We start from the raw sequence: 21,597 nt of genomic DNA on the forward strand, positions 1-21,597 counted from the left end.
GGCACATGGTGAGTGGTGAGGCAAGGCGTTGAATTCGACGACGCCCGTGTTTCGATCTCGCGGCCGACGCATGCCTTTTTCATGCACGGCTGGGTGTGGCATGGCATTTCTGGGACCGGGGGGATCAGACGGTCGGCCCGCCCCGTGAGCCCCGTTCTCCCCGGCCGCACGCGTAGAGGCCGGGTCGTCGTATGAGCGATTCGTCCAAGCGCGAGTTCGTGGCCCCGTCGGGTCCCTCCGACCCCGACGCCCCGCGTCGTTTCACCCTCAGCGCGGCCCAGCGATCGCTGTGGTTCACCCAGCAGGCGGCGCTCGATGTGCCGATCAACGTCGCCCAGTACGTCGAGATCGACGGTCCCATCGACGCCGAACTCTTCGTGCGGGCGACCAGCACGGTGGTGCAGCGCGCGCAGTTCACCCAGCTCCGGTTCGTCGACACCGAGGACGGGCTGGTCGGCGTGTACGACCCCGCCCTGCACTACTGGGCCGACATCATCGATCTTCGTGACCGGCCGGACCCGCGCGCCGTCGCCGAGGAGATGATGGCGCAGGACTATTCGCGACCCCTCGACCCCCGGGTGGACCGGACCGCACGCGGGTGCCTGTTCCGGCTGTCCGACGACAAGGCGCTGGTCTACAACCGCGGTCATCACCTGCTCTCGGACGGGATGGGCGGCAAGGACCGGATGGTCGAGGCCCTCGCGGCCTATCACGCGGCGGTCACCGGCGAGCCCGCGCCGCCCCAGAAGCCGGTCGACCTGGACCTTCCGGCCCGCGCCGACGCCGAGTACCGCCAGTCGAAGCGCTTCGCCACCGACCGCGCGTATTGGCGGGAGAACATGGCGGGCGTCGGGATCGCCGCGACCCTGGCGCACCGCCCGGGGCGTCCCGCAGCCGTTGCCAGGCGCGTCGCCTCCGCAGTGCCCGCCGACACGATGGCGCGGTTGCGTGCGGCGGCACAACACGGTTCGACGATCCTGCCCAACGTTCTCGTCGCCGCCTTCGCGGCCTATCTGGGCCGCGCGGCCGCGCAAGGCGACGAAGTGATCTTCCAGTTCCCGGTCGCCGCGCGGACGACCGCGGCGCTGCGTGCCACCCCGCTCCCGGTCGCCAACATCGTGCCGCTGCGCACCGGGGTCACCGGATCGGGCAGCGTCGCCGACGCGCTCGCGTCCACCCAGGCCGCGCTCATGGGCGCACTGCGACATCAGCGCTACCGCGGCGAGGACATCTGGGCCGACCTCGCCGCCGACGAGTCCTCCGGGGCGACACCCCGCACGGCGGCTCAGGAACGCTCCGGGCCGATGCTCAACCTGATGCTGTTCGACCGCCAATTCCCCTGCGGCGAAGCACGAGCCACGTTTCACATCCTGACCGTCGGCCCAGCCGACGACCTGACGATCAACATCTACCCGGTACCCGGCGAGGATCAGGATTCGTCGCTGATGATCGGCGTCGAGGCGAACCCCAACCGGTACGACGACGCGGAGGTCGCCGAACACCACGGGCAGTTCCTGTCGATGCTCGACACGTTCGCCGATGCGCTCCTCCGGGCGCCGGACACCCGCGTCGACGACCTGCCGCTGCGTTTCTCCGACACCCCGGCCGGTGAGGCGCGTGCGCTGACGGCGAACGAGGCGCCGGACGCGGGCACCGTCTGGACGGCCCTCACAGACGTCGCGCTGCGGCACCGGCATGAACCCGCCGTCGAGGTCTCTGGAACATCCTCGGACGCATCGCTGCTGACCTTCGAGCAGCTGCACGCGCGGGCTCGCGACCTCGGCGCCCGGTTGCGCACGCTCGGAGCGCGACCCGGCTCGGCGGTCGGCGTCCTGGTCGGGCCAAACGCGGACCGGGTGCTGTCGTGGTGGGCCGTCGCGGCGACGGGGGCCGCCGTGATCCTGCTCGATCCCGCAGCACCGCACTCGGTGTCGCCGGATGTCCCGGGGGTGTCCGGCGTGCTGGTGATCGCCGACGACGATGCGGACGTGCCGGCCGGCGTCCGCGCGGAGGACGTGCACACCCTGTCCGGACTGACCGGCGTCGCGCCGTCGGCGGAGCCCGCGTCGTCCCGTCCGGAGGACACCGCCTGCTTCGCCGTCGGCGCCGAGGGTGTCGTCGCACTCCCGCAGCGGGCCGTGTCCGTGCTCATCGTTGACGGCCTGTTCGCGCCGGAAACAATCGGCCACAACGTATCCGACGCGGGACAAGGACAGCTGGCGGTCACGGCGCCGACGGCCTCCTGGGCGGCCCACCTCGAGATCGTCGCCGGTGCCGCCCACGGGTTGCGGCTCGTCGAGACCGACGCCGCCGGCGTGACGCACCGGATCGTGCCCTCCGGGCTGCTTGTCGACGACCCGCAGCACGGCGCCGGGACGACGGTGCTGATCGTCGACGCCGGCGCCGCGCCGGCACCGGCCGTCCGATACGCCGCGGGCCGCGATGTGCGGACCGCCTACAGCCCTCGGGGCGTGCTGGGCCCCTACACCGCAGCGAACCGGGTCCGTTCCGACCAGCCGATCGACCGGCCCCTCCCGAGTGGACACCCGCGCGACGGCGTCGGCATCGCGATCCTCGACCACCGTCTACGACCCCTCCCGCCCGGCATTACCGGTGACGTGTACGTCGTGGGAAGCGTTGTGCCACAGTACTTCGCCGGAGACGGAATGCGTACTTCGACGACGCTCGTCGCCTGTCCGTGGCATCCCGGCCGGCGCATGCTGGTCACCGGCGACCGCGGGCACCTCGAACCGGGGACGGGACTTCTCGTCGTCGATCACCGTGCCGGCGAGATCGTCGAGATCGACGGCATCCGAGTCGATCTCGCACTGCTCGAACGTGCCGCCGCGGAGGTCCCCGGTGTTGCGGCCGCGACCGCGACCGTACTCGGCGACGGCGACGGCGACGGCGACGGGCTCGCGCTCGGACTCGTGCCCGCCCGTTCCGCGTCGTCGGAGGCGACCGAACCCCTTGATTCGCAACGGATTCGGGCGGCGGCTCGGCGCCGGGTCAACGCGGAACTCCCGGCGGTGCTGTGGCTTCGCCGGGTCACGATCCTGGATGCGGTACCGCTCGACGGGTTCGGCGGCGTCGACCGGTCTGCCGCCGCCGGGCTGATCGCCGCGGCGCCCGAAACGCCCGCCGCGCGCCGCCGTCCGTCGACGCCGATCGAACGCGCCGTTGCCGACGCGGTGACGTCCGTCCTCGGCGTGCCCGACCCGTCCCTGGACGACGAACTGGTCCAGCTCGGCGCCACGTCACTGGGATTCATGCAACTGGCCACGCACCTCGGTGACACCTTGCAGGTCGTCGTCAGCGTGCGCGATCTCGGTGATGTCACGACCCTCGCCGAACTCGCCGCCGTCCTCGAGGCCTCCGCGCCGCGCCGCGCCGCGCCGGGTGATCCCGCGGGCACCGTCCGCTACCGGCCGACCCGCGCGCAGCAGGAGATCTGGCTGCTCAATCGCGCCGACCGGCAGGCGACCGTTTATCACCTGCCGGTGCATGTCGTTCTCGCCGAGGGTATCTCGGCCGAAGTCGTCCGCGCCGCACTCATCGACGTCGCGGCGCGGCACGAGGCGCTGCGGACCGTGTACCCCGACAACGGCGGGGAGCCGGTCGCGGTCGTCCGCGGAGTCGACGAGGCGAGTGTGGCCGCGCCGATGACCGCGGCCACCCTCGACGCGACCGGCATCGACCTCGCCGTCGCGGCCCCCTTCGACCTGACGGTGGACCTGCCGTGGCGTGCGGTCGTCGACGAGACCGGCGAACGGACCGAGCTCGCACTCGTCGCCCACCACATCGCGATCGACGAGTGGTCGCTGCACACCGTCGTCGACGACTTCGCGCATGCACTGCGTGCTCGTCTCGACGGTGCGACTCCGGTGTGGACCGAGGACGCGGTGGCCTTCAGTGCCGCGCTGTCCGCGCGGCCGGCCGCGGTGGATGCGGCGGCCGAGGTCTATTGGGCGAAGACATTGCGGGAGGCCCCTTCTCGCCTCGTGCTGCCGGAGCCGGCGCAACCGGTGCCGGCGGGACTCACCTCCGGTCCGGCGACCGTCCTGCGTCGTGACGTCGACCGTGGGGCCCGGGACCGTGCCGCTGCTCGTGCACGCGACTACGGGACGACGCTCAACACGATGCTGTGCGTGGCGCTCTCGGCCGTACTGGCCGAGTACTCGGATTCCGACGACTTCGTGTTGTCGGTGCCGGTCTCAGGACGATTCACCACCGAGGAACTACGCCCGGTCGGCATGTTCGTCGAGACGGTACCGGTGCGGATCACCGGGGTGCGGCGCCGCAGCGTTGCGGAGGCCCTCGCCCGCGTGGGCGCGGACCTGACGGCGGCGATCACCCACGCCGACGCGGCACCGACGGGGCTCGCCGATGTCATCTTCGCCTATCACGCCTCCCGGCCCGACGTCGCCGACCCGGCGGTGTTCGCCGAGGTCCAGACCTTGGCCGCCGGCCAGGCGCGAACCGCATTGGAATTGACCGTCTTCGACGAGCCGGACGGGTTGTCGGTCTCGCTGACCGTCGCCGAACGCCGGGTCGACCCGATGGTTGCCGGCCACCTGCTCGACCGTTTCGTCGAGACGGTCGCCGCGCTCGGTGTCGCGACGCCCGACTCGGTCGTCGCGGGGTGCGTCCCGGTTCCCGCCGCCCGGGCGCTCTCCGACCGCAGCCGCCGGACCACTCCCGTCGACCCGATCGATGCCCTGCGACGCCGTGCGCAGGCGAAGCCGGACGCCGCCGCGGTGATCGCCGACGACGCGATTCTGACCTACCGGGATCTGCTCGGTCGCGCCGAGTCCCTCGCGAACACGTTGCGGGAGAACGGGGTACAACCGGGCGACCGAGTCGCGCTGTCGCTGCCCCGGAGCGCCGAGCCCGTGATCGCGATCGTCGCGGTGCTCTTGGCCGACGCGGTGTACGTGCCCATCGAACCCGACGATCCGCCGTCGAGGACGGAGCTGATCGTCGACGCCACCGCTCCCGTCGCGGTCATCGAAGCCGGGCCGGCGGTGCGCGCCGTCGCGACGGGCGAACGTGCACAACCGGTTCCGGGTGGCGCCTACGTGATCCACACCTCCGGCTCCACCGGTGTACCGAAAGCCGTCCTGGTGACCCGCGCGAATCTGGCGGCCATGCTCGGCGCCGCGCTGGACACGATCGCCGCGTCCGACGACGACGTGTGGAGCTGGGTGCACTCCTACGCGTTCGACTTCTCCGTCTGGGAGATCCTGGGGCCGTTGGCCTCCGGTGGTGCCGTGGTCGTACTGGAGCGCGCCACCGTGCTCGACCCGCGCTTGCTGGCGGCGGCGATCGACCGGTACGGGGTCACCGTCTGTTCGCAGACCCCGACGGCGTTCGGCAACCTCATCGACCCGACGGTGGCCGCCGTCGCCCCGGACGCCGGATCACCCGCGTTGCGAGCCGTCGTCTTCGGTGGCGAACCGTTGTCGCCGGGGCTGTTACGGGAGTGGTCGGCCGCGCATCCGGACGTCCGGTTGGTCAACATGTACGGCATCACCGAGACGACCGTGCACCTCACTGCGGTCGACGTCGATGTCGACGACGCCCGGAGCGACATCGGTGTCCCGCTGGACGGCGTCTCGACGGCGATCCTGGGCCGCGACCTACGCCCGGTTCCGGTGGGCGCCATCGGCGAACTGTACGTGAGCGGCGATCAGGTCACGCTCGGCTATCACAACGCCCCGGCCACGACCGCCTCGCGGTTCGTCGCCGACCCGCGCGGCATTGGCCGCCGGATGTACCGTACCGGCGACCGCGTACGCGAGATCGCCGGCGGCCGCATGGTCTATCTCGGCCGCAGCGACGACCAGGTCCAGATCCGCGGGCACCGCATCGAACTCGGTGAGATCACGTCGGTGCTGCGCGAGCACCCCGGCGTCGGCGACGCGCGCGTGCTCCTCGACCCGGGCAGCCGCCGCGGCGAGGAACGGCTGCTCGCATTCGTCACCGAGGACGGCCTCGCCGACTTCGATGTGCTGGACGCCCTCTCCGCGGAGCAGATCCTCGTGTCCTGTGCGAACAGGCTCCCGGCGCACATGATCCCGACGCGGGTCGCGATCGTCGACGGTTGGCCGATGACCCCGACCGGCAAACTCGACCGCCACCGGCTCACGGAACTGCTGCCCGAGGTGCCGACGGGATCGACCCGAGCACTGACACCGGTCGAGCAGACCGTCGCCGACGCCATGCGTGCCGTGATCGGCACGGATGCCGTGGTCGCCGCGGACACCAACTTCTTCGCGACCGGAGGGACGTCGCTGTCGGCAGCACGACTCGCGGCCACGCTGACGGGCACGGGCGACCATGTCTCCGTCGCCGATGTGTTCGCCCACCCGACGGTGGCCGCACTCGCCGCGCACATCGAGTCCGCGGCGAGTTCGGGACGCACGATCGCCGACGGCTCCCGGACCGGTCTCGCCGACTTCGCAGCCGCTGACGGGGTGGATCTGCCGCTCACCCCCGAGCAGATGGATCTGTGGCTCCGGTGGCGCACCGAGCCGGACTTCACCGGGTATCTGATGCCGCTCGCCCTCCCGATCGACGCCGGCCCCGACGAGCTGCGCCGTGCCCTGCTCGAGATCGTGACGCGGCACGACGCGTTGTGCACCGTGTTCCCGTCGGGTCCCGACGGCCCGGTGCAGCGTCGCCGACCCGACTACCTTGTCGCGGGTGAACTGAGAGCGCAACTGGCGCAGACGGTCTCGGTCGCGGACGTCGAGTCGGTCGACGCCGCGCTGGGTGCGCTGCACACGCCGATCGACCTGGCCGCCGAACTGCCCTGGCGGGTACGGATCTGCGCGGTGGACGGGCAGACCTGGCTTCTCGTCGTCGCGCACCACATCGCGGTCGACGGCGAGTCGTTCGGCATCCTGTTCGCAGAGCTGCGATACGCCCTGTCCGGGACCCTCCCGGCACCCGCCGATGTCGACTACCAGGAGTACTCGGCGTGGCGAGCCGGGTCGCTGGCCGCCCGGCGGACCGAGCTCGTCGCGCACTGGGTCTCGGCGTTCGATCGGGCCGTCGAACCACTGCGCCTGCCCGAACTGAACCCGGCGGCCCCGCATCCGTCCGCGCCGGAACGAGCGGTGGTGCACCGTGCGCACCGGGCGCTCGACCGCACCGAGACCGGAGCACTCGACGAACTGGCGGTGGCCAGACACAGCACTCCGTTCATCGTCGTGCACACCGCGCTCGCGGCGGTGCTGACAAGGCAATCCGACGCCGAGGCGGTCACGATCGGCACCGCCCTGTCCGGGCGGATCGACCCGCGCCTGGTCTCCGTGCCGGGGCTGTTCGCCCGTGCCGTACCCCTGCACACCCCGATCGACGTCGGCCTGCCGTTCGTCGACCTCCTGGCCTCGGTCACCGCGGTCGACCTCGGCGCGTTCGCGCACGCCGACCTCCCGCTCACCGAGATCACCGAGATCGCCGATCCCGGTCGGGTCAAGGCGGGCACCCCGCTGTTCGAGGTTTCCCTCGGCGCCGTCCCGGACGAGCTGGTGGCGGCGAGTCCGGCTGCGGCAGCGGGTGTCCCGTCGGACGCGAGTGCCTTCGGGGGAGTGCCGCTGTTCGGTGTGGACGTGTCGATGTACCGCCGGGACGGTGCGCTGCATCTGATGATGACGTGCACGGATGCGGTGGCGAGCGCCGCGAGACTGGACGCGCTGTGCGACCTCGTCGTCGAGACGATCCGGCGCGGGGTCCGCGAGCCGAACCGGACGGTCGCGGCGCTGCTCGCCCCGGCTGCCTCGACGACGGTCTTGGAAACCGTGCCGGAGAACCGGATTCGCGAGTTCGACACGCTCGACGAGCTGCTGACCGGTGGGCTCGCTGACGATCCGGATGCGATCGCGGTCGTCGACCGGCGCCATCCGGTGCCCGGGCCGGGTGTCTCGCTCACCAATTCCGACCTCGACCGCCTCGCGTCGTTCACGGCTCGCTCGCTCATCGAGGCGGGAATCGGTCCGGGGGACGTGGTGGTCGCCCTGCTGCCGCGCTCGGTCTTCGGCGTGCTCGCCACGGTCGCGGTCGCCCGCGCGGGCGCAGCGTTCGTGAACGTCGATCCGGCCGACCCAGCGGGGCGCCGGCAGATGATCATCGAGCGGTGCCGACCGCGTGCCGTTGTCACCCTCGCGGCGACCGCGGAATCCGTGACCGGCGGCATCCCGGTGCTCGCCCTTGACGAGTTGCTCGCCCGACATACCGATTCCGTTGCGAATGCGGCGGATTCGCTGCCGTTCGCCGCCGCCGAGCGGGTGCGCCCGCTGTCGGTGGACGACGTCGCCTACATCACCTTCACCTCGGGGACGACCGGACTGCCCAAGGGTGTGCAGGTGACCCATCGGGGCCTCACGGACTGGGCGCGCGACACCGTGGCCCGATTGCGGCTCGACTCGTCGGACGCGGTGTTGCACACGTATGCAACCGGATTCGACGCCCACCTGATGGGGCTCGTGCCCCCGCGGGTCGCCGGCGCCACGATCGTCGTGTGCCCGCCCGATGTCATCGCCGCGGACGAGCTCGCCGAGTTCGTCGACGCCGAACGGGTCAGCGTCCTGCTGACCACCCCGTCGGTGCTCGCGACCCTGCGGCCCGACGAACTCCCCGGTGTTCGTCACGTGGCGGTCGGCGGTGAACCCCTCGGCGCCGGGCTGGTCCGGGAGTGGACGGCCGGCCACACGCTGAGCAACGAGTACGGCCCGACCGAGGCGACCGTGGCGGTGAGCAGCGCGCGGTACACGGCGACTCCGGGCGGACCGATTCACATGGGCGCGCCGCTGGTGGGTGTGGGGATGTATGTGCTCGACCGTGCGCTGCGACGGGTGCCCGACCACACCGTCGGCGAACTGTACCTTTCCGGGAACTGCCTTGCCCGTGGGTATCTCGACGACCCGGCGACGACGGCCGGGGCGTTCGTCCCCGATCCGTTCAGCACCGACCCGTTCAGCGCCGGCGGGCGGATGTACCGGACCGGTGACCTCGTCCACCGTCGTCCCGACGGCACGTTCGTGATCCACGGTCGCACCGACGATCAGGTGAAGATCCGCGGCGTGCGTTTGGAGCCGGGTGAGGTCGATGCGGCGCTGTCGGGGCTGCCCGGCGTGGCGACCTCGGTGACCGCGACGCGGACCACCCCGGCGGGCGAGAAGATCCTCGTGTCGTGGGTCGTGGTCGACGGAGACGATGCGGAAGTGGCCGACCTGCCTCGTCAGCTCGCGCACCTGTTGCCGCGCAGCATGATCCCGAGTGCGATCGTCGGTGTCCCGGCGTTGCCGTTCGGACGCAACGGGAAGATCGACGTGGCGGCGCTGCCCGATCCCGATTTCGCCGGTGCGGCAGCGGGTTCGGATGTCCGCCCCGGGCGGCCGCCGTCGGGGGCCACCGAGGAACTGGTGACCGCGGTGTGGGCGGAGGTCCTCGACCGTCCCGTTCAGTCGCTGGACGCCGATTCCGATTTCTTCACCGAGGGTGGTACCTCGCTGTCGGCCACGCAGGTGACGTCGAGGCTGACGGCGGCGACCGGTGCGGACATCGGGGTCCGCGAGATCTTCGAAGCACGCACGGTCGCGGGAGTCGCGCGACGTGTCGACGAACTGCTGGCCGGGCCGGGTGATACCGGCGCCGGAAGCGGAGTGGAGTCCGGCGCGGCACCCACCCGACTCCCGGTGCCGGAGTTCCTGCCGCTCGCATATCCGCAGCGCCGCATGTGGATTCACCATCAGTTCGATCCGCGTTCGACGGCCTACCATGTTCCGCTCGTGTTGCGGATGAGTGGCCGTGTCGACCTCGCCCGCCTGCGGAAGGCGGTCGACGAGGTGGTCGCGGCTCATGCCGTCCTCCGGACCGTCCACCCGGACTCGCCGTCGGGTCCACGGCAGCGCCGGATCGAGCATCGGAGTCCGGTGCTACGGCATCGCCTCGTCGACGCCGCGACGGGTCCCGAGGGTCTCCGTCGGGACATCGACGACTTCCTGCGGCGGCCGTTCGATCTGGGGTCCGAGACCGGGTTCCGGGCCGCGGTCTTCGAGCTCGACTCGGCGGAGGATCCGCACACCCATCTGGCGGTGGTCCTGCATCACGTCGCGATCGACGGGTGGTCGATCCGGGTGCTGCTCACGGACCTGCTCCGTGCCTACGACGGCCAGCGGCTCTCGGTCCCCGCCGACGAGGCGTTCACCTACGCCGACTTCACCCAGTGGCAGATCGCCCGTCTCGGCGACCCGTCCGATCCGCGCAGCAGGTACGCACGGCAACTGCGTTTCTGGACGTCGACGCTCGCCGAAGCCCCCGGCCCGCTCCGGTTGCCGGGCATCGCGGACACCGGCGGGCGGCCGCGCGACGCTGCCGCCGGGCGGTTGTCGGCGTCGATCGTCGGCACGGATTCACTGCACCAGACCGCGAAAGCGATGTCGGCGAGCGTCTTCCAGGTCGCACACGCCGCGCTCGCGACGGTGCTGGGCCGGTGGACCGGTGAGTGGGACCTGCTGATCGGCGTACCGGTGCACGGCCGGCACGCGCCGGAGTGGGAGTCGGTGGTTGGCATGTTCGTCAACACCGTCGCCCTGCGGACGCGACTGCATCCGGAGCTCCCGATCCGCGACGCCGTCGTGCGGGCTCGCGATGCCGCCCTGGCCGCCCAGCCGCACAGTGAGGTCCCCTATGAGGACGTCGCCCGTATGGTCCGTCCCGATGGCCGGGGGGCCGGGGACCCGCTGATCTCGATACTGCTGGTCAATCAGGACGTCGTGCCCCAGTCCTCCGGCGAAGTCGTGCTCGGCGGAGCGTCGGCGGGTGGCCCGGGTCCCGAGGCGGATGCCGTGATCGCCAGGCTGGTCCCGGAGTACACCGAGACCGTGGACGCCAAGTTCGACGTCGAGGTCGTGCTCGCCGAACGCGACGACGAGTTGCACATCACGGTGGTGCACTCCGCCGCCGTCCCGACCGTGGTCGCGCAGGCGCTTCTCGACGACTTCCGCAGATCGGTCGTCGCGGCGGCAACCGATGCCGATCAGCCGTTCCCGGAGGTCGACGGACCGGACGTCGACGTCATTGCGGCCGAACGGGTATCGGGCACCGCGGTGGCGCCGGCTGGTGCCGGGGCGCCGTCGCATGCGGTGTCCTCGGCTCCACTCGTCGCGGCGATCGCCGACGCGATGGCCGAGGTGCTGGAGGTCTCACCGGGTTCGGTGGGGGACGCCGACGACTTCTTCACGATGGGCGGTACCTCGCTCTCGGCCACACGGGTGACCTCCGCGCTGGGGCGCCGGCTCGGCGTCCGCGTGCCCACCCGGTTGCTCTTCGAGCACCCCACCCCGGTCGCGCTCGCGCGGGCGGTGACCGAACTCCCCGCGGAGGGGACGGATGCGGGAGGCGGCGCGCCGGCCGGCGCGTCGGAGTCCGACCTCGGCGACCTCCAACTCGCTCCGACGCAGCGCCGGATGTGGGTGGGCGCGCAGATGCTCGGAGCGGTGCCGATCTACGCCGTGCCCGCGGTGGTGCCCGTGCCGCCCGGAACCGACGAGTCCGCGGTCATCGGCGCGGTCGAGGCCCTCGTCGACCGCCATCCCGCGCTCCGTACCCGGTATCTCACGACACCTGACGGTCCCCGGCAGCGTGTTCTCGACGCCTGGCGCCCGTCCCTGCGGCGGGTGGGTGCGGCCGAGCTCACGACGCCCGCGGGGATCGGGATGCTCGGGGAGGCTTTCGATCTCACCGGTGAGCCACCGGTCCGGGTGTGGCTGGTCATCGGCGACGATCAGGTGACCCCGGTGGCGGTCGTGGTGATCGCGCACCACATCACCATGGACGGTGAATCCGCCGGCATCGTGCAGCGTGAGCTCGCGTCGCTGCTGGCGGGTCTCGACCTCGGCCCGGCGCCGACGGGTTTCGCGGCGGTCGCCCGGCAGATGGCGGCCGACGACGAGCGATCCCGGGTTGCCCTGGTGGACTTCTGGCGGCGCGCGCTCGAGGGGCACAGCGGCGAGCTCGACCTCGCCCAGCGCCGCCCCGTCGTTCGGGACCTGCGGACCTCGACGACCGAGTATCTGCTGGAAGATGCGGTCGGACAGGCGATTCCGGCGGCCGCGCGCCGGGCGTCGGCGAGCGAGTTCCACATCCTGCACGCGGCGCTGGTGCTGGCCCTCGCGGTGCAGTCGGGATCCGATGACATCGCGCTGGCCACGCCCGCCTCGATGCGCCGCGACTCCGACACCGCCGGCACGGTCGGCATGCTCATCTCCACCGTCGTGTTGCGCACCCGGATTCGCCCCGGCATGACCGTCGGCGAGCTGATCACGGCGGTCCGCGACGACGACCTGGCGGCGCTCGATCATGCTGCGATCGCCTTCGACGATGTGGTCGCCCTGATCGACCCGCCGCGCGTCCCCGGGCGGCATCCGCTGGTACAGGTGGCGTTCTCGATGGCCGATCCGGACATGCCCGGGCCCGACCCGGCAGACACCGGCGCGCCGACGTGGATGTCGCCGCGCAGCGAGTTCGACATCCACGTCGAGGCGGTGCCCGACGCCGGCGGCTGGCGGTTGCGGGTCCACCACGGCCGGGAACTGTTCGACGAGGGCACGATCCGCGCCCTCGGCGAGCGAGTGGTCGCCGCGGTCGCCGCCGTCGTGGGGGAGCCGTCACGTCGCCTCGCGGCCATCGAGCCGCTGACCGGCGCCGAACGACGCTTCGTCGCCGACCGGGCGCGGGCGTCCTCGACGACGGGGGCCGAACCGCTGCTGGCCGAGCTGTTCACGACGGCTGTCGCGGCGTACGGCGACCGTCCCGGCATCGCCGACGAGCACCGGTCCCTCACCTACCGCGAATTCGACGGGTGGGTCTCGGTGACCGCCCGCGCGATGCGACGTCGAGGGCTCGGTGCCGGTGACGCGGTGGCCGTCGTGGTGCCGCGGTCGATCGAGTCGGTCGTCGCCATCTGGGCGGTGAGCCGGATCGGCGCGGTGTGCGTACCGGTCGACGTCACCTACCCGACGGCCCGGATCGACCACGTGGTCGCCGGCGCGTCCGCGAGTGTGATCACGCCCGCCGACATCCCCGCACAACCGACGGAACCCGTTGTGTCCGAACCCGTCACACCGGTGTCGCGCGACGCGCTGGCCTACGTCATCACCACGTCGGGTACCACCGGGACCCCGAACATCGTCGGGGTCACCCATCGCGGTGTACACCGCGTGGCCTCGCTCGGCGACGTCGAACCAGACGACCGCGTCGGGATGGCCATCAGTCCGGGATTCGACGCCACGTTCCACGACATGCTGTTGCCACTCGCCGCCGGCGCCACCCTGGTGGTGGTCCCGGCCGGGATCACCGGCGGGGACGACCTCACCCGGTTCCTCGACCGCACCGGGGTCAGCGTCTTCACGGCGACGCCTTCGGTCGTCCGCACACTGCGACCGGCGGCGATCGGTGCGCTGCGCCTGGTGTACATCGGCGGCGAGGCACTCTCGGCCGATCTGGCCGCGGTGTGGTCGGAGCATGCCCAGGTTCTCAACATCTACGGCCCCACCGAGACGACGGTGACCGTGTCCACCAGTGCGTTCCGGCGCGGCGAACCGATCCGGCTGGGGCATCCGCGACCGGGCATCGGCGCCGAGGTGCTCGACGCCCAGCTGCGCCACGTCCCGCCGGGTGTCGTCGGCGAGTTGTACATCGGCGGAACCGGGGTCGCCCGTGGCTATCTCGGTGATCCGGCGCACACCGCTACGACGTTCGTCGCCGGCGCCGACGGCGTGCGCCGCTACCGCACCGGGGACCTGGTGCGGTGGGATCGCGACACCGGCGAGCTGGTCTACGTCGGCCGGGCGGACCGTCAGGTCAAGATCCGGGGTCAGCGGGTGGAACCCGCCGAGATCGACGCGGTGATCGTGCGGGCGGGCGCCGAGCGCTCGGTGACCGTCCTGCGGCCGGGTCCGGTCGGACCAGCGCTTGTGTCCTATGTGGTGGCACCGTCGGTGCCGGCCACCGAGCTCCGGGCCGCGTGCCGGTCGTCGCTGCCGCGGCACATGGTGCCTAGCCGGGTCGTCGTGCTCGACGACCTGCCGCTCAGCGGCGCGGGCAAGATCGACGTACGCCGACTGCCCGAACCGGCCTGGTCGGAGTCCGTGCGCGAACCGGGAACCGCCACCGAGGCAGCGGTTCTCGACGCCTTCCGGGCCGTGCTGGGTGACGCGGCGGCCGGTCCGCACGCGGGCGCGGACGGTGCCGGGACACCCATCGGCATGGACGACGACTTCTTCGCCGCCGGTGGGCATTCGCTCGCCCTGCTGCAGTTGCGGGACGAACTGGCCCGCCGGACGGGCCGGGTCGTCGACGCGGCGGAGCTCTTCGGTCATCGCACCCCGGCCGAGATCGCCCGGCTGCTCGACGACCCGGAAGGCGGCGTCAGCGGCCGACGCGTCGTGCCGCTGTCGCCCGGCACCGGCCGACGACCCGAGGTCTGGTGTGTGCACACCGCGACCGGGATCGTCGAACAGTTCCGGGCGCTGGGTGAGTCCCTGCCGTCGGCGTCGGTGTTCGGCCTGCAACTGCCCGAACTCGTACTCGCCGAGCGGGATCTGCCGACGACGATCGAGGGCATCGCGGCACTGCACGTCGAGGCCATCCGGGCGACCCAACCGCAGGGACCGTACCGGGTCGTCGGCTGGTCCGTCGGCGGTGTCGTCGCCCACGAGATCGCGCGCCGGCTCGTCGAACTCGGCGAAGAGGTCGCGCTGCTGGTGCTGCTCGACGCGCGGACGCCGGCCGAACTGGCCATGGTGGACGACGCGGAGCTGCGAGCCGCCGATCACCCCCTGCGTGCCCTGGCCGAGCAGCACGATCCCGACGCACTGCGGCGCTTCGAGGACCGGACGAGGGGCCTGGCCGCGGCGGCGCGCTCCTACGACCTGCGTCCGGTGGCCGCCGGTAAGGTGCTCTACGTTGCGGCGCAGGACAACCCGGACCCGGACGCCTGGAGGCGTGCGGTCGATCCGGCCGGACGGGCCGTCGTCGACGTGCTGCACGCCGGCACGACGCACGCAGAGCTGGGGCATCCGGACGTATTGGCGCGGGTTGCCCGCAGAATCGAGGAGGAATGGTGACCGGATCCGAAGCGGCGACGCCGCAGATGTCGATCCTGTTCGTGTGCACGGGCAACATCTGTCGTTCACCGATCGGCGAACGCGTGCTGACCGGCCTCGCCGGCCGGGCGGGTGTCCCCGTGACGTCGTCGAGCGCCGGTGTCGGAGCGCTCAACGGGCAGCCCATCCATCCGCACGCCTCCGCCGTCCTGGTCGAGAACGGTTACGACGCATCGGGGTTCGAGTCCCGGTATCTGCGCCCGCCGATGCTCACCGAGGCCGACCTCGTGCTGTGCATGAGCCGCGAACACCGTGCCGCCGCGCAGCAGATGGCCCCGGCACGCTGGAAGCGGGTGTTCACGCTGACCGAGTTCGCCGCGCTCTGCGACCTCGGCGCGCTGCCGGAGATCATCGCCGGGCGCGGACGCCTGGATCCGAACTCGGACCTGCTGGACATCGTCGACCCGATGGGCCGTCCGCGCGAGGACTTCGACCGGGTCTTCGCCGAGGTCGAACCGAAGGTCGAGGCGTTGGTCACGTGGCTGGCGGCGCCGGGAGCGAAGCGAGCGGGCCAATCGTCCGCCGAGCAGGCCTCCGCCACTCGACCGGGCCGGCACGCGACGGGGGAGAGCCGATGATCCGGCGACTGGCGGGCAACCGCGTCGTCCAGGTCGTCGCGGTGGTGCTGCTGCTCGTCGCCGCCGCGCTCATCTGGCTGGCGTACTCGGCATTTCAGGTCCGCGACGATCTGGAGTCGGTGCGCGCGGATGCGAGCAGGGCCCGGGCGTTGATGCTCGACGGCGATCAGGCCGGCGCCCGTCAGGCGGCCGAGGCGGCGTCGGTGCGGGCCGAGGACGCCCAGGACCGTGCGAACGGTTTCCTGTGGTCGGCTGCTGCGGCGGTGCCGGTCGTCGGATCGCCGCTGAAGTCGGTGCAGCAGATGAGCGATGCCGTCGCGGCGCTCTCGGCCGACGTGCTGGTGCCGGCTGCCGACCTCGCCACCGTGCTCGACCCGAATCGCCTGCGCACGGGCAACACCGTGAACCTGGCACTGCTGCGGGATGCGCAGCCGGCGCTGAAGTCGGTCGCGGAGCAGTCGGCTGCGGTGGCTGCCCAGGTCTCGGCGATCGAACCGAGTTGGCTGGGCGTCGTGGCCGATGCCCGGGATCAGCTCGCCGAGCAGGTCGAGGCTGCCGACTCGACGGTGCAGGCGACGAGCATCGCGGCCGAACTCGTCCCGTCGATGCTCGGTGCCGACGGTCCGCGCAACTACTTCATGGCGTTCCAGACACCGTCCGAGGCCCGTGGCACCGGTGGCCTCGTCGGCGGTTTCGCGGTACTGAACGCCACCGGGGGCCGGGTGACCATCCCTGAGCTCGGTGCGAATTCGGAGTTCCGCGACCCGGCCACCCCGCAGATCAACCTCGGCCCCGAGTACGACGCGATCTACTCCTACTACCGCCCCTACACCGACTTCCGGAACGGCAACCTCAGCGCCCATTTCCCTGACGCCGCGCAGATCTGGCTGGCGAACTGGCGCGCTCAGACCGGCCGCCAACTCGACGGGGCGATCGCGCTGGATCCGATCGCGCTGAAGTATGTCCTGGAGGTCGTCGGCCCGGTGTCGGTGGGGCGGGAGAAGATCACCGCCGACAACGTCGTCCCGATCACGCTGTCGACGGCGTATCAGCGCTTCGCGGACGACAACGCCGCGCGAAAGGACTACTTGCAGGCCATCTCCCAGGCCGTGGTGAACAAACTCGTCACGTCCGGCGGCAGCACGCGGGATCTGCTCGAGGCGCTCGGTCGCGGCGTGCACGAGCGGCGGATCATGGTGTACAGCACCGATGCCGAGGATCAGAAGATCCTCGAGTCGACGAAGCTGGGTCACCAGATCTCCGACACGTCGTCGCCCTATCTGCAGGTGGCCATCGGCAATGCGTCCGGAACGAAGCTGGACTATTTCCTGCGGCGCGAGATCAGCTACACCTCGGGCGGGTGCGAGGGTGACACCAGAGAGTCGACGATCACGGTGAAGCTCACCAACACCCTCGACACCACGGACACCACCGACTACGTCGCCGGCAACCTCGGGACTGAACTGTCGGTGAAGAAGGGCACCAACCTCGCCAACGTCGAGTTCCTGGCGACGAAGGGCGCGGTCCTCAAGGAGATGACCCTCGGCGAGGGCGGGGCCTTCTACGTCGAGCAGGCCCTGCACGGTCGGCCGTACTACTCGACCCGCGTGGGCATCGCACCGGGCCAAACCGCCACCATCGTGCTGAAGATCGACGAGCCGACCTCGGCACACGGGGACGCCGAGGTCCCGATCCAGCCGCTCGTCGACGACCCGACCGTCACCGTCGACGTCCCGGCGTGTGGGCCGGAGAACTGAGCACCCGGAGCTTGCGGAGGGCGCGGCCGCCCCTGCCCCCTGAGGAGGCCGGCGCTTGCGGAGGGCGCGTCACCCCGCTCCCTAATCCGAAGAACCACAAAACCGCTGTTCTAGGGGGTGCAAGCGATGGCCCCTTCTGCTCCCTGAGGTGCGAGGAGCGTTAGCCGCCGGGCCGAGCAAGCGACGAAGGAGCGCGTCGAGGTCGACGAGCCTCGAAGGGTTGGCGACGCAACTCGCCAGGACCCTTCGTGACGGCCTCCGCAAGCTCCGGCCTCCTCAGGGAGCAGTAGTGGGGCTCGCCCCGTGCACAACGGGTTTCTTCGTAGTCCCCGACGGCCCGTCCCCGGCCCACGATTCTGACCGGGAACGGAGCCGACTGGGGCGTCACTGTGGAGTTGTCAAGGGACAGATGCGATCCCGGGCGATGGCCGGGTGCGAAAAGGTGCTGCGCGAAAGTGTGTGTCGGAGGGCCGGTCAGGCGGCGTCGTCGAGGCGCATGGTGCGTCGGTTGTATGCGGGTAGCGGTCGGCGTTGCGGATCGATCGACACGGGCGGTACGAGCCAGGGGTGGCGGTCGAAACCCATCACGATGTCCCACCCGTGGTGGTGGACCTGTGTGTGGCAGCGCTGGCAGAGCAGGCAGCCGTTGTCGAGGTCGGTGGGACCGCCGTCGGCCCACGGCCTGATGTGATGCACCTGCGTATGGGACGGCGGTGCACCACATTTGATGCAGCACGCGTCGCGGACGATGATCGCTTTGCGTAAGTGTGCCGGATACAACCGACGGGTGTGACCCATCTGCAGCGGTACGCCCTCACTGTCGAGGACGATCTCGGTCAAGGATCCGTCGCAGGAGACCTGCTTCGCGGTGGCATGGCTGACCGATCCGGTCCACGGCAGTGTTGCGAGGTCTCCCGTGGCGGGGATGGTCAGCATCAGTTGCGTGCGTGGGCTTCCGACGGTGTTGATGCTCGCGCCGATCGCGGCTTGGTCGAGGATCAGTTCGAAGGCGTCGGCGCGGCGTTGCTCGGCGGTGCGTCGATCCTGTGCGCCGTCGGGTTCGGGCCTGGGGCAGGAGCGTTCGTCGATCATGGCCTGGAACTTCTCTCCCACGATTTGGGTGAGGTCGGCATGTACTTCGACGCGGCCGTCGTCGGTGGTGTGGGCGTTGACCGCGTTCAGCGATGGGTCGTCGGCGGCCGGTACACCGGAGTCGGCGGTGTCCGCCAGAGTATTGGCGATGGCTCGGCCATGCTTGAGCACTTCTGTCGGTGTTGCGCCGGAGAGTGCTTGCGCGATGAGTTCGAGTTCGTACTGGGCGCGCTCGTCATCGGAAAGGGCTTTGTGACAACGCTTCTCGATCTCGTTGATCCCCCGCACGATGGCATCGACGACCTCGCCGGACAGCCGCCCATCAGCGGCGTGACGCGCCACCACGGGCAGCGTCGGCAGCGCGTCGACACCCCGCATGGTGCGAAGAGCGGCGGCCGGTGCATGTCCTGACTTGATCAGCAGTCTCTTGGTGGTGCTACCGGCCTTCTGGGCGACGCCTAGTTCGTCGAGTTGCGCTGCGTGCAGGGCGATCTGATGATCTGCAAGGTTGCGGATCAGACGCCACGTGTCAAGGGCGTCGAATGTTGCTCTGCCCGTGGGATCGTCGGCGGGTGGGGCGGTCTCGACGAGCTGATCGAGGAGCGTGGTGAGCTCTGGCATGACTCCAAGGTACAGGAACATGGGTTCTATTTCGAGGAGTTTCCACAGGCTCGGAAATCGCGAAACTGGCTACTGTGCAGCATGTTTCGTTGATTGTGCCTCGATCGTCGTCAGTAGTCTAATCCTGTCACATACGTACCGTATTCTGTCCCAGAACGGTAGATGTGCTGCTGACCGACGACGGTCGTGTGACCGAATGTCGCGCGTCGTCCTGCTGCAGAGGTATCTGCTTGGTCAGGAAGCGGTCGATTACTCCTGAGCACAGGCGCTGCTCGTCGGGTGATTGATGGTGGACGGGCCAGTCACCGAGGTGGCACGGGAACTCAACGTCCACGAGATCGCAAGGTGCCGCCCGACCGAGGCGGCGGGTGAGCGCGCGGAACGGACTAGACTGCGTGCCGAGCTCGCCGAGAGGGACCGTGACGTCGCGCTACGGAAAAAAAGTTTCGGCGTACTATGCGGCGCAGCATCATCGGTGAGTCGTTTCGAATTCATCGCCGCGGAGTGCGCCGGCCATCTTGTCATGAAAGGCGGTGCGCCTCTCATCATTTAGCGGACTGGATTTCTGCGCGTGCAGGTCGGCAACGCCGCGTCGAGTTGACGCCACGACAGCGGCGGCGCCGCGATCTGGAGGTGTCTGGCGCACTGGCAGGCCACGCGACGCACCTACGGTTCACCGCGTACTACTGCCGCACGCCGAGGCGGGTCCGGTCTCTCAGCTCGATTCGGCGGCGTCGTTCGCACCGGACCTGGTTCGCCGCCGGTTCGATCAGGGCGGTGTCAATATCGTCCGGAATCGCCTGCGAGTGGGCAACTCATGACTCCGGTCGACAACCCGGAGGGGCGTGAGCTGTGTTGTCGACGGGGTCGAACCCGCTGAAGAATGATCGCCCACATCCAACATCGATCTACGTCAGACGAGCGACGCTGGTCGTCACCCGCCCTCAATGAATGCTCTGTGCGTTCGACACTCTCGGGCACCCGGCTCAGTAGTAGTACGGGTAATCGTCCCAGCGCGGGTCGCGCTTCTCGAGGAACGCATCACGCCCTTCGACGGCTTCGTCGGTCATGTAGGCCAGGCGGGTCGCCTCACCGGCGAACACCTGCTGGCCCATGAGGCCGTCGTCGGTGAGGTTGAACGCGAACTTGAGCATGCGCTGGGCCGTCGGCGACTTGCTGTTGATCCGGCGCGCCCAGTCGATCGCGGTGGCCTCCAGCTCGGCGTGCGGGGCGACGCGGTTGACCGCGCCCATCCGGTGCATGGTCTCGGCGTCGTAGGCCTCCCCGAGGAAGAAGATCTCGCGCGCGAACTTCTGCCCGACCTGCTTGGCGAGGTAGGCGCTGCCGTAACCGGCGTCGAAGGAACCCACATCGGCGTCGGTCTGCTTGAACCGGGCGTGCTCGGCCGAGGCGAGGGTCAGGTCGCACACGACGTGCAGGGAATGCCCGCCGCCGGCCGCCCAGCCGTTGACGACCGCGATCACGACCTTGGGCATCGTCCGGATCAGGCGCTGGACCTCCAGGATGTGCAGCCGCCCGCCCTCGGCCTTCACCCGCGCCGCGTCGACCGTCTCGGCGCCGGCCGCAGCGACGTCGTCGTCGTGTGTCGTGGCGTACTGATAACCGCTACGCCCGCGGATGCGCTGATCGCCGCCGCTGCAGAACGCCCACCCGCCGTCCTTGGGGCTCGGGCCGTTGCCGGTCAGCAGGATCGTGCCGACGTCGGGTGACCGCCGCGCATGGTCGAGGACGCGGTACAGCTCGTCGACCGTGTGCGGGCGGAAGGCGTTGCGGACCTCGGGACGGTCGAATGCGACGCGCACGATCCCGTACTCGCGGCCCTCGCCGACGTGGCGGTGATAGGTGATGTCGGTCAGGTCCTCGAAGCCGGGCACCACCGCCCACGATGCCGGGTCGAAGGGTTGGCCGGAGGGTCCCTGGGTGTCGGGCGTCGCACTCATGGGACCAGCCTATCGACGGGGCGACCGGTCGCTCCGCACGCCTGCAAGCGGCGGATTGGTCGGAAGAGATCACGAAGTCGTGACGGGTTCGACGCGGATTGCATTCAACCATTGGATGCCGGCCGGTCTTCGGCTCGAACATCACCGAAATCTCAGTTTCGGATGCTTAGCTGTCCGTATGGCTGTATGGGGGTGGATTCTGATCCTCGGGGGCGCGTGGTGTGTCGTGTCCGCGGCGGTCGCGGTGATCGTCGGGAGGGCGGTCCGGATCCGGGACGAGAAGGAACGCGGTCCGCGTGGCGTGCCGGACTACATACCCGAGTCGACGCGCCGGCTGGCCCGGGGCGGGGTGTGTGTGGATCTCGCCGACCGTCGTCGCACGGAGGGGAACACCGACACCGACACCGGCTAGGGC

Annotated in this window: 6 protein-coding genes; 4 read left to right on the forward strand and 2 right to left on the reverse strand. The window is 70.5% G+C overall.

Annotation, left to right across the window (positions count from 1 at the left end):
• The first annotated feature begins 191 nt into the window (after window positions 1–191).
• From ACFUEJ_RS02965 to ACFUEJ_RS02975, 3 genes are read left to right on the forward strand one after another with little or no spacing between them, the layout of a single operon-like run.
• On the forward strand, window positions 192–15,134 hold the full coding sequence (locus tag ACFUEJ_RS02965; RefSeq protein WP_388027481.1) for an amino acid adenylation domain-containing protein: 14,943 nt from the start codon (window positions 192–194) through the stop codon (window positions 15,132–15,134).
• A complete protein-coding gene (locus tag ACFUEJ_RS02970; protein WP_231742510.1) occupies window positions 15,128–15,751 on the forward strand; it encodes a low molecular weight phosphotyrosine protein phosphatase in 624 nt (207 codons plus the stop codon). The genes ACFUEJ_RS02965 and ACFUEJ_RS02970 overlap by 7 nt, the downstream gene beginning before the upstream one ends.
• Window positions 15,748–17,508, forward strand: coding sequence for a DUF4012 domain-containing protein (locus ACFUEJ_RS02975; RefSeq protein WP_388027483.1), 1,761 nt, complete (start codon window positions 15,748–15,750; stop codon window positions 17,506–17,508). Before ACFUEJ_RS02970 ends, ACFUEJ_RS02975 begins: the two co-directional genes overlap by 4 nt.
• A 474-nt stretch (window positions 17,509–17,982) precedes the next feature.
• On the opposite strand, the gene ACFUEJ_RS02980 is transcribed toward ACFUEJ_RS02975, so the two are convergent.
• Both ACFUEJ_RS02980 and ACFUEJ_RS02985 read right to left on the reverse strand, forming a co-directional pair.
• Window positions 17,983–19,242 carry a DUF222 domain-containing protein gene (locus ACFUEJ_RS02980; protein ID WP_388027486.1) on the reverse strand — a complete coding sequence of 420 codons (1,260 nt, stop codon included), beginning with the start codon at window positions 19,240–19,242 and terminating at the stop codon, window positions 17,983–17,985.
• Window positions 19,243–20,207: 965 nt separating this feature from the next.
• Window positions 20,208–21,182 (reverse strand): 1,4-dihydroxy-2-naphthoyl-CoA synthase, encoded by a 975-nt coding sequence (locus ACFUEJ_RS02985; protein WP_159370189.1) that lies wholly within the window; start codon window positions 21,180–21,182, stop codon window positions 20,208–20,210.
• Between the two features lie 178 nt (window positions 21,183–21,360).
• Here ACFUEJ_RS02985 and ACFUEJ_RS02990 point away from each other — a divergent pair, with 178 nt between their 5' ends.
• Window positions 21,361–21,594, forward strand: coding sequence for a hypothetical protein (locus ACFUEJ_RS02990; protein ID WP_247451560.1), 234 nt, complete (start codon window positions 21,361–21,363; stop codon window positions 21,592–21,594).
• The last annotated feature ends 3 nt before the right edge of the window (window positions 21,595–21,597 follow it).

This window comes from Gordonia sp. NPDC057258 (assembly GCF_042668985.1).
Classification (GTDB): Bacteria; Actinomycetota; Actinomycetes; order Mycobacteriales; family Mycobacteriaceae; genus Gordonia; species Gordonia hongkongensis.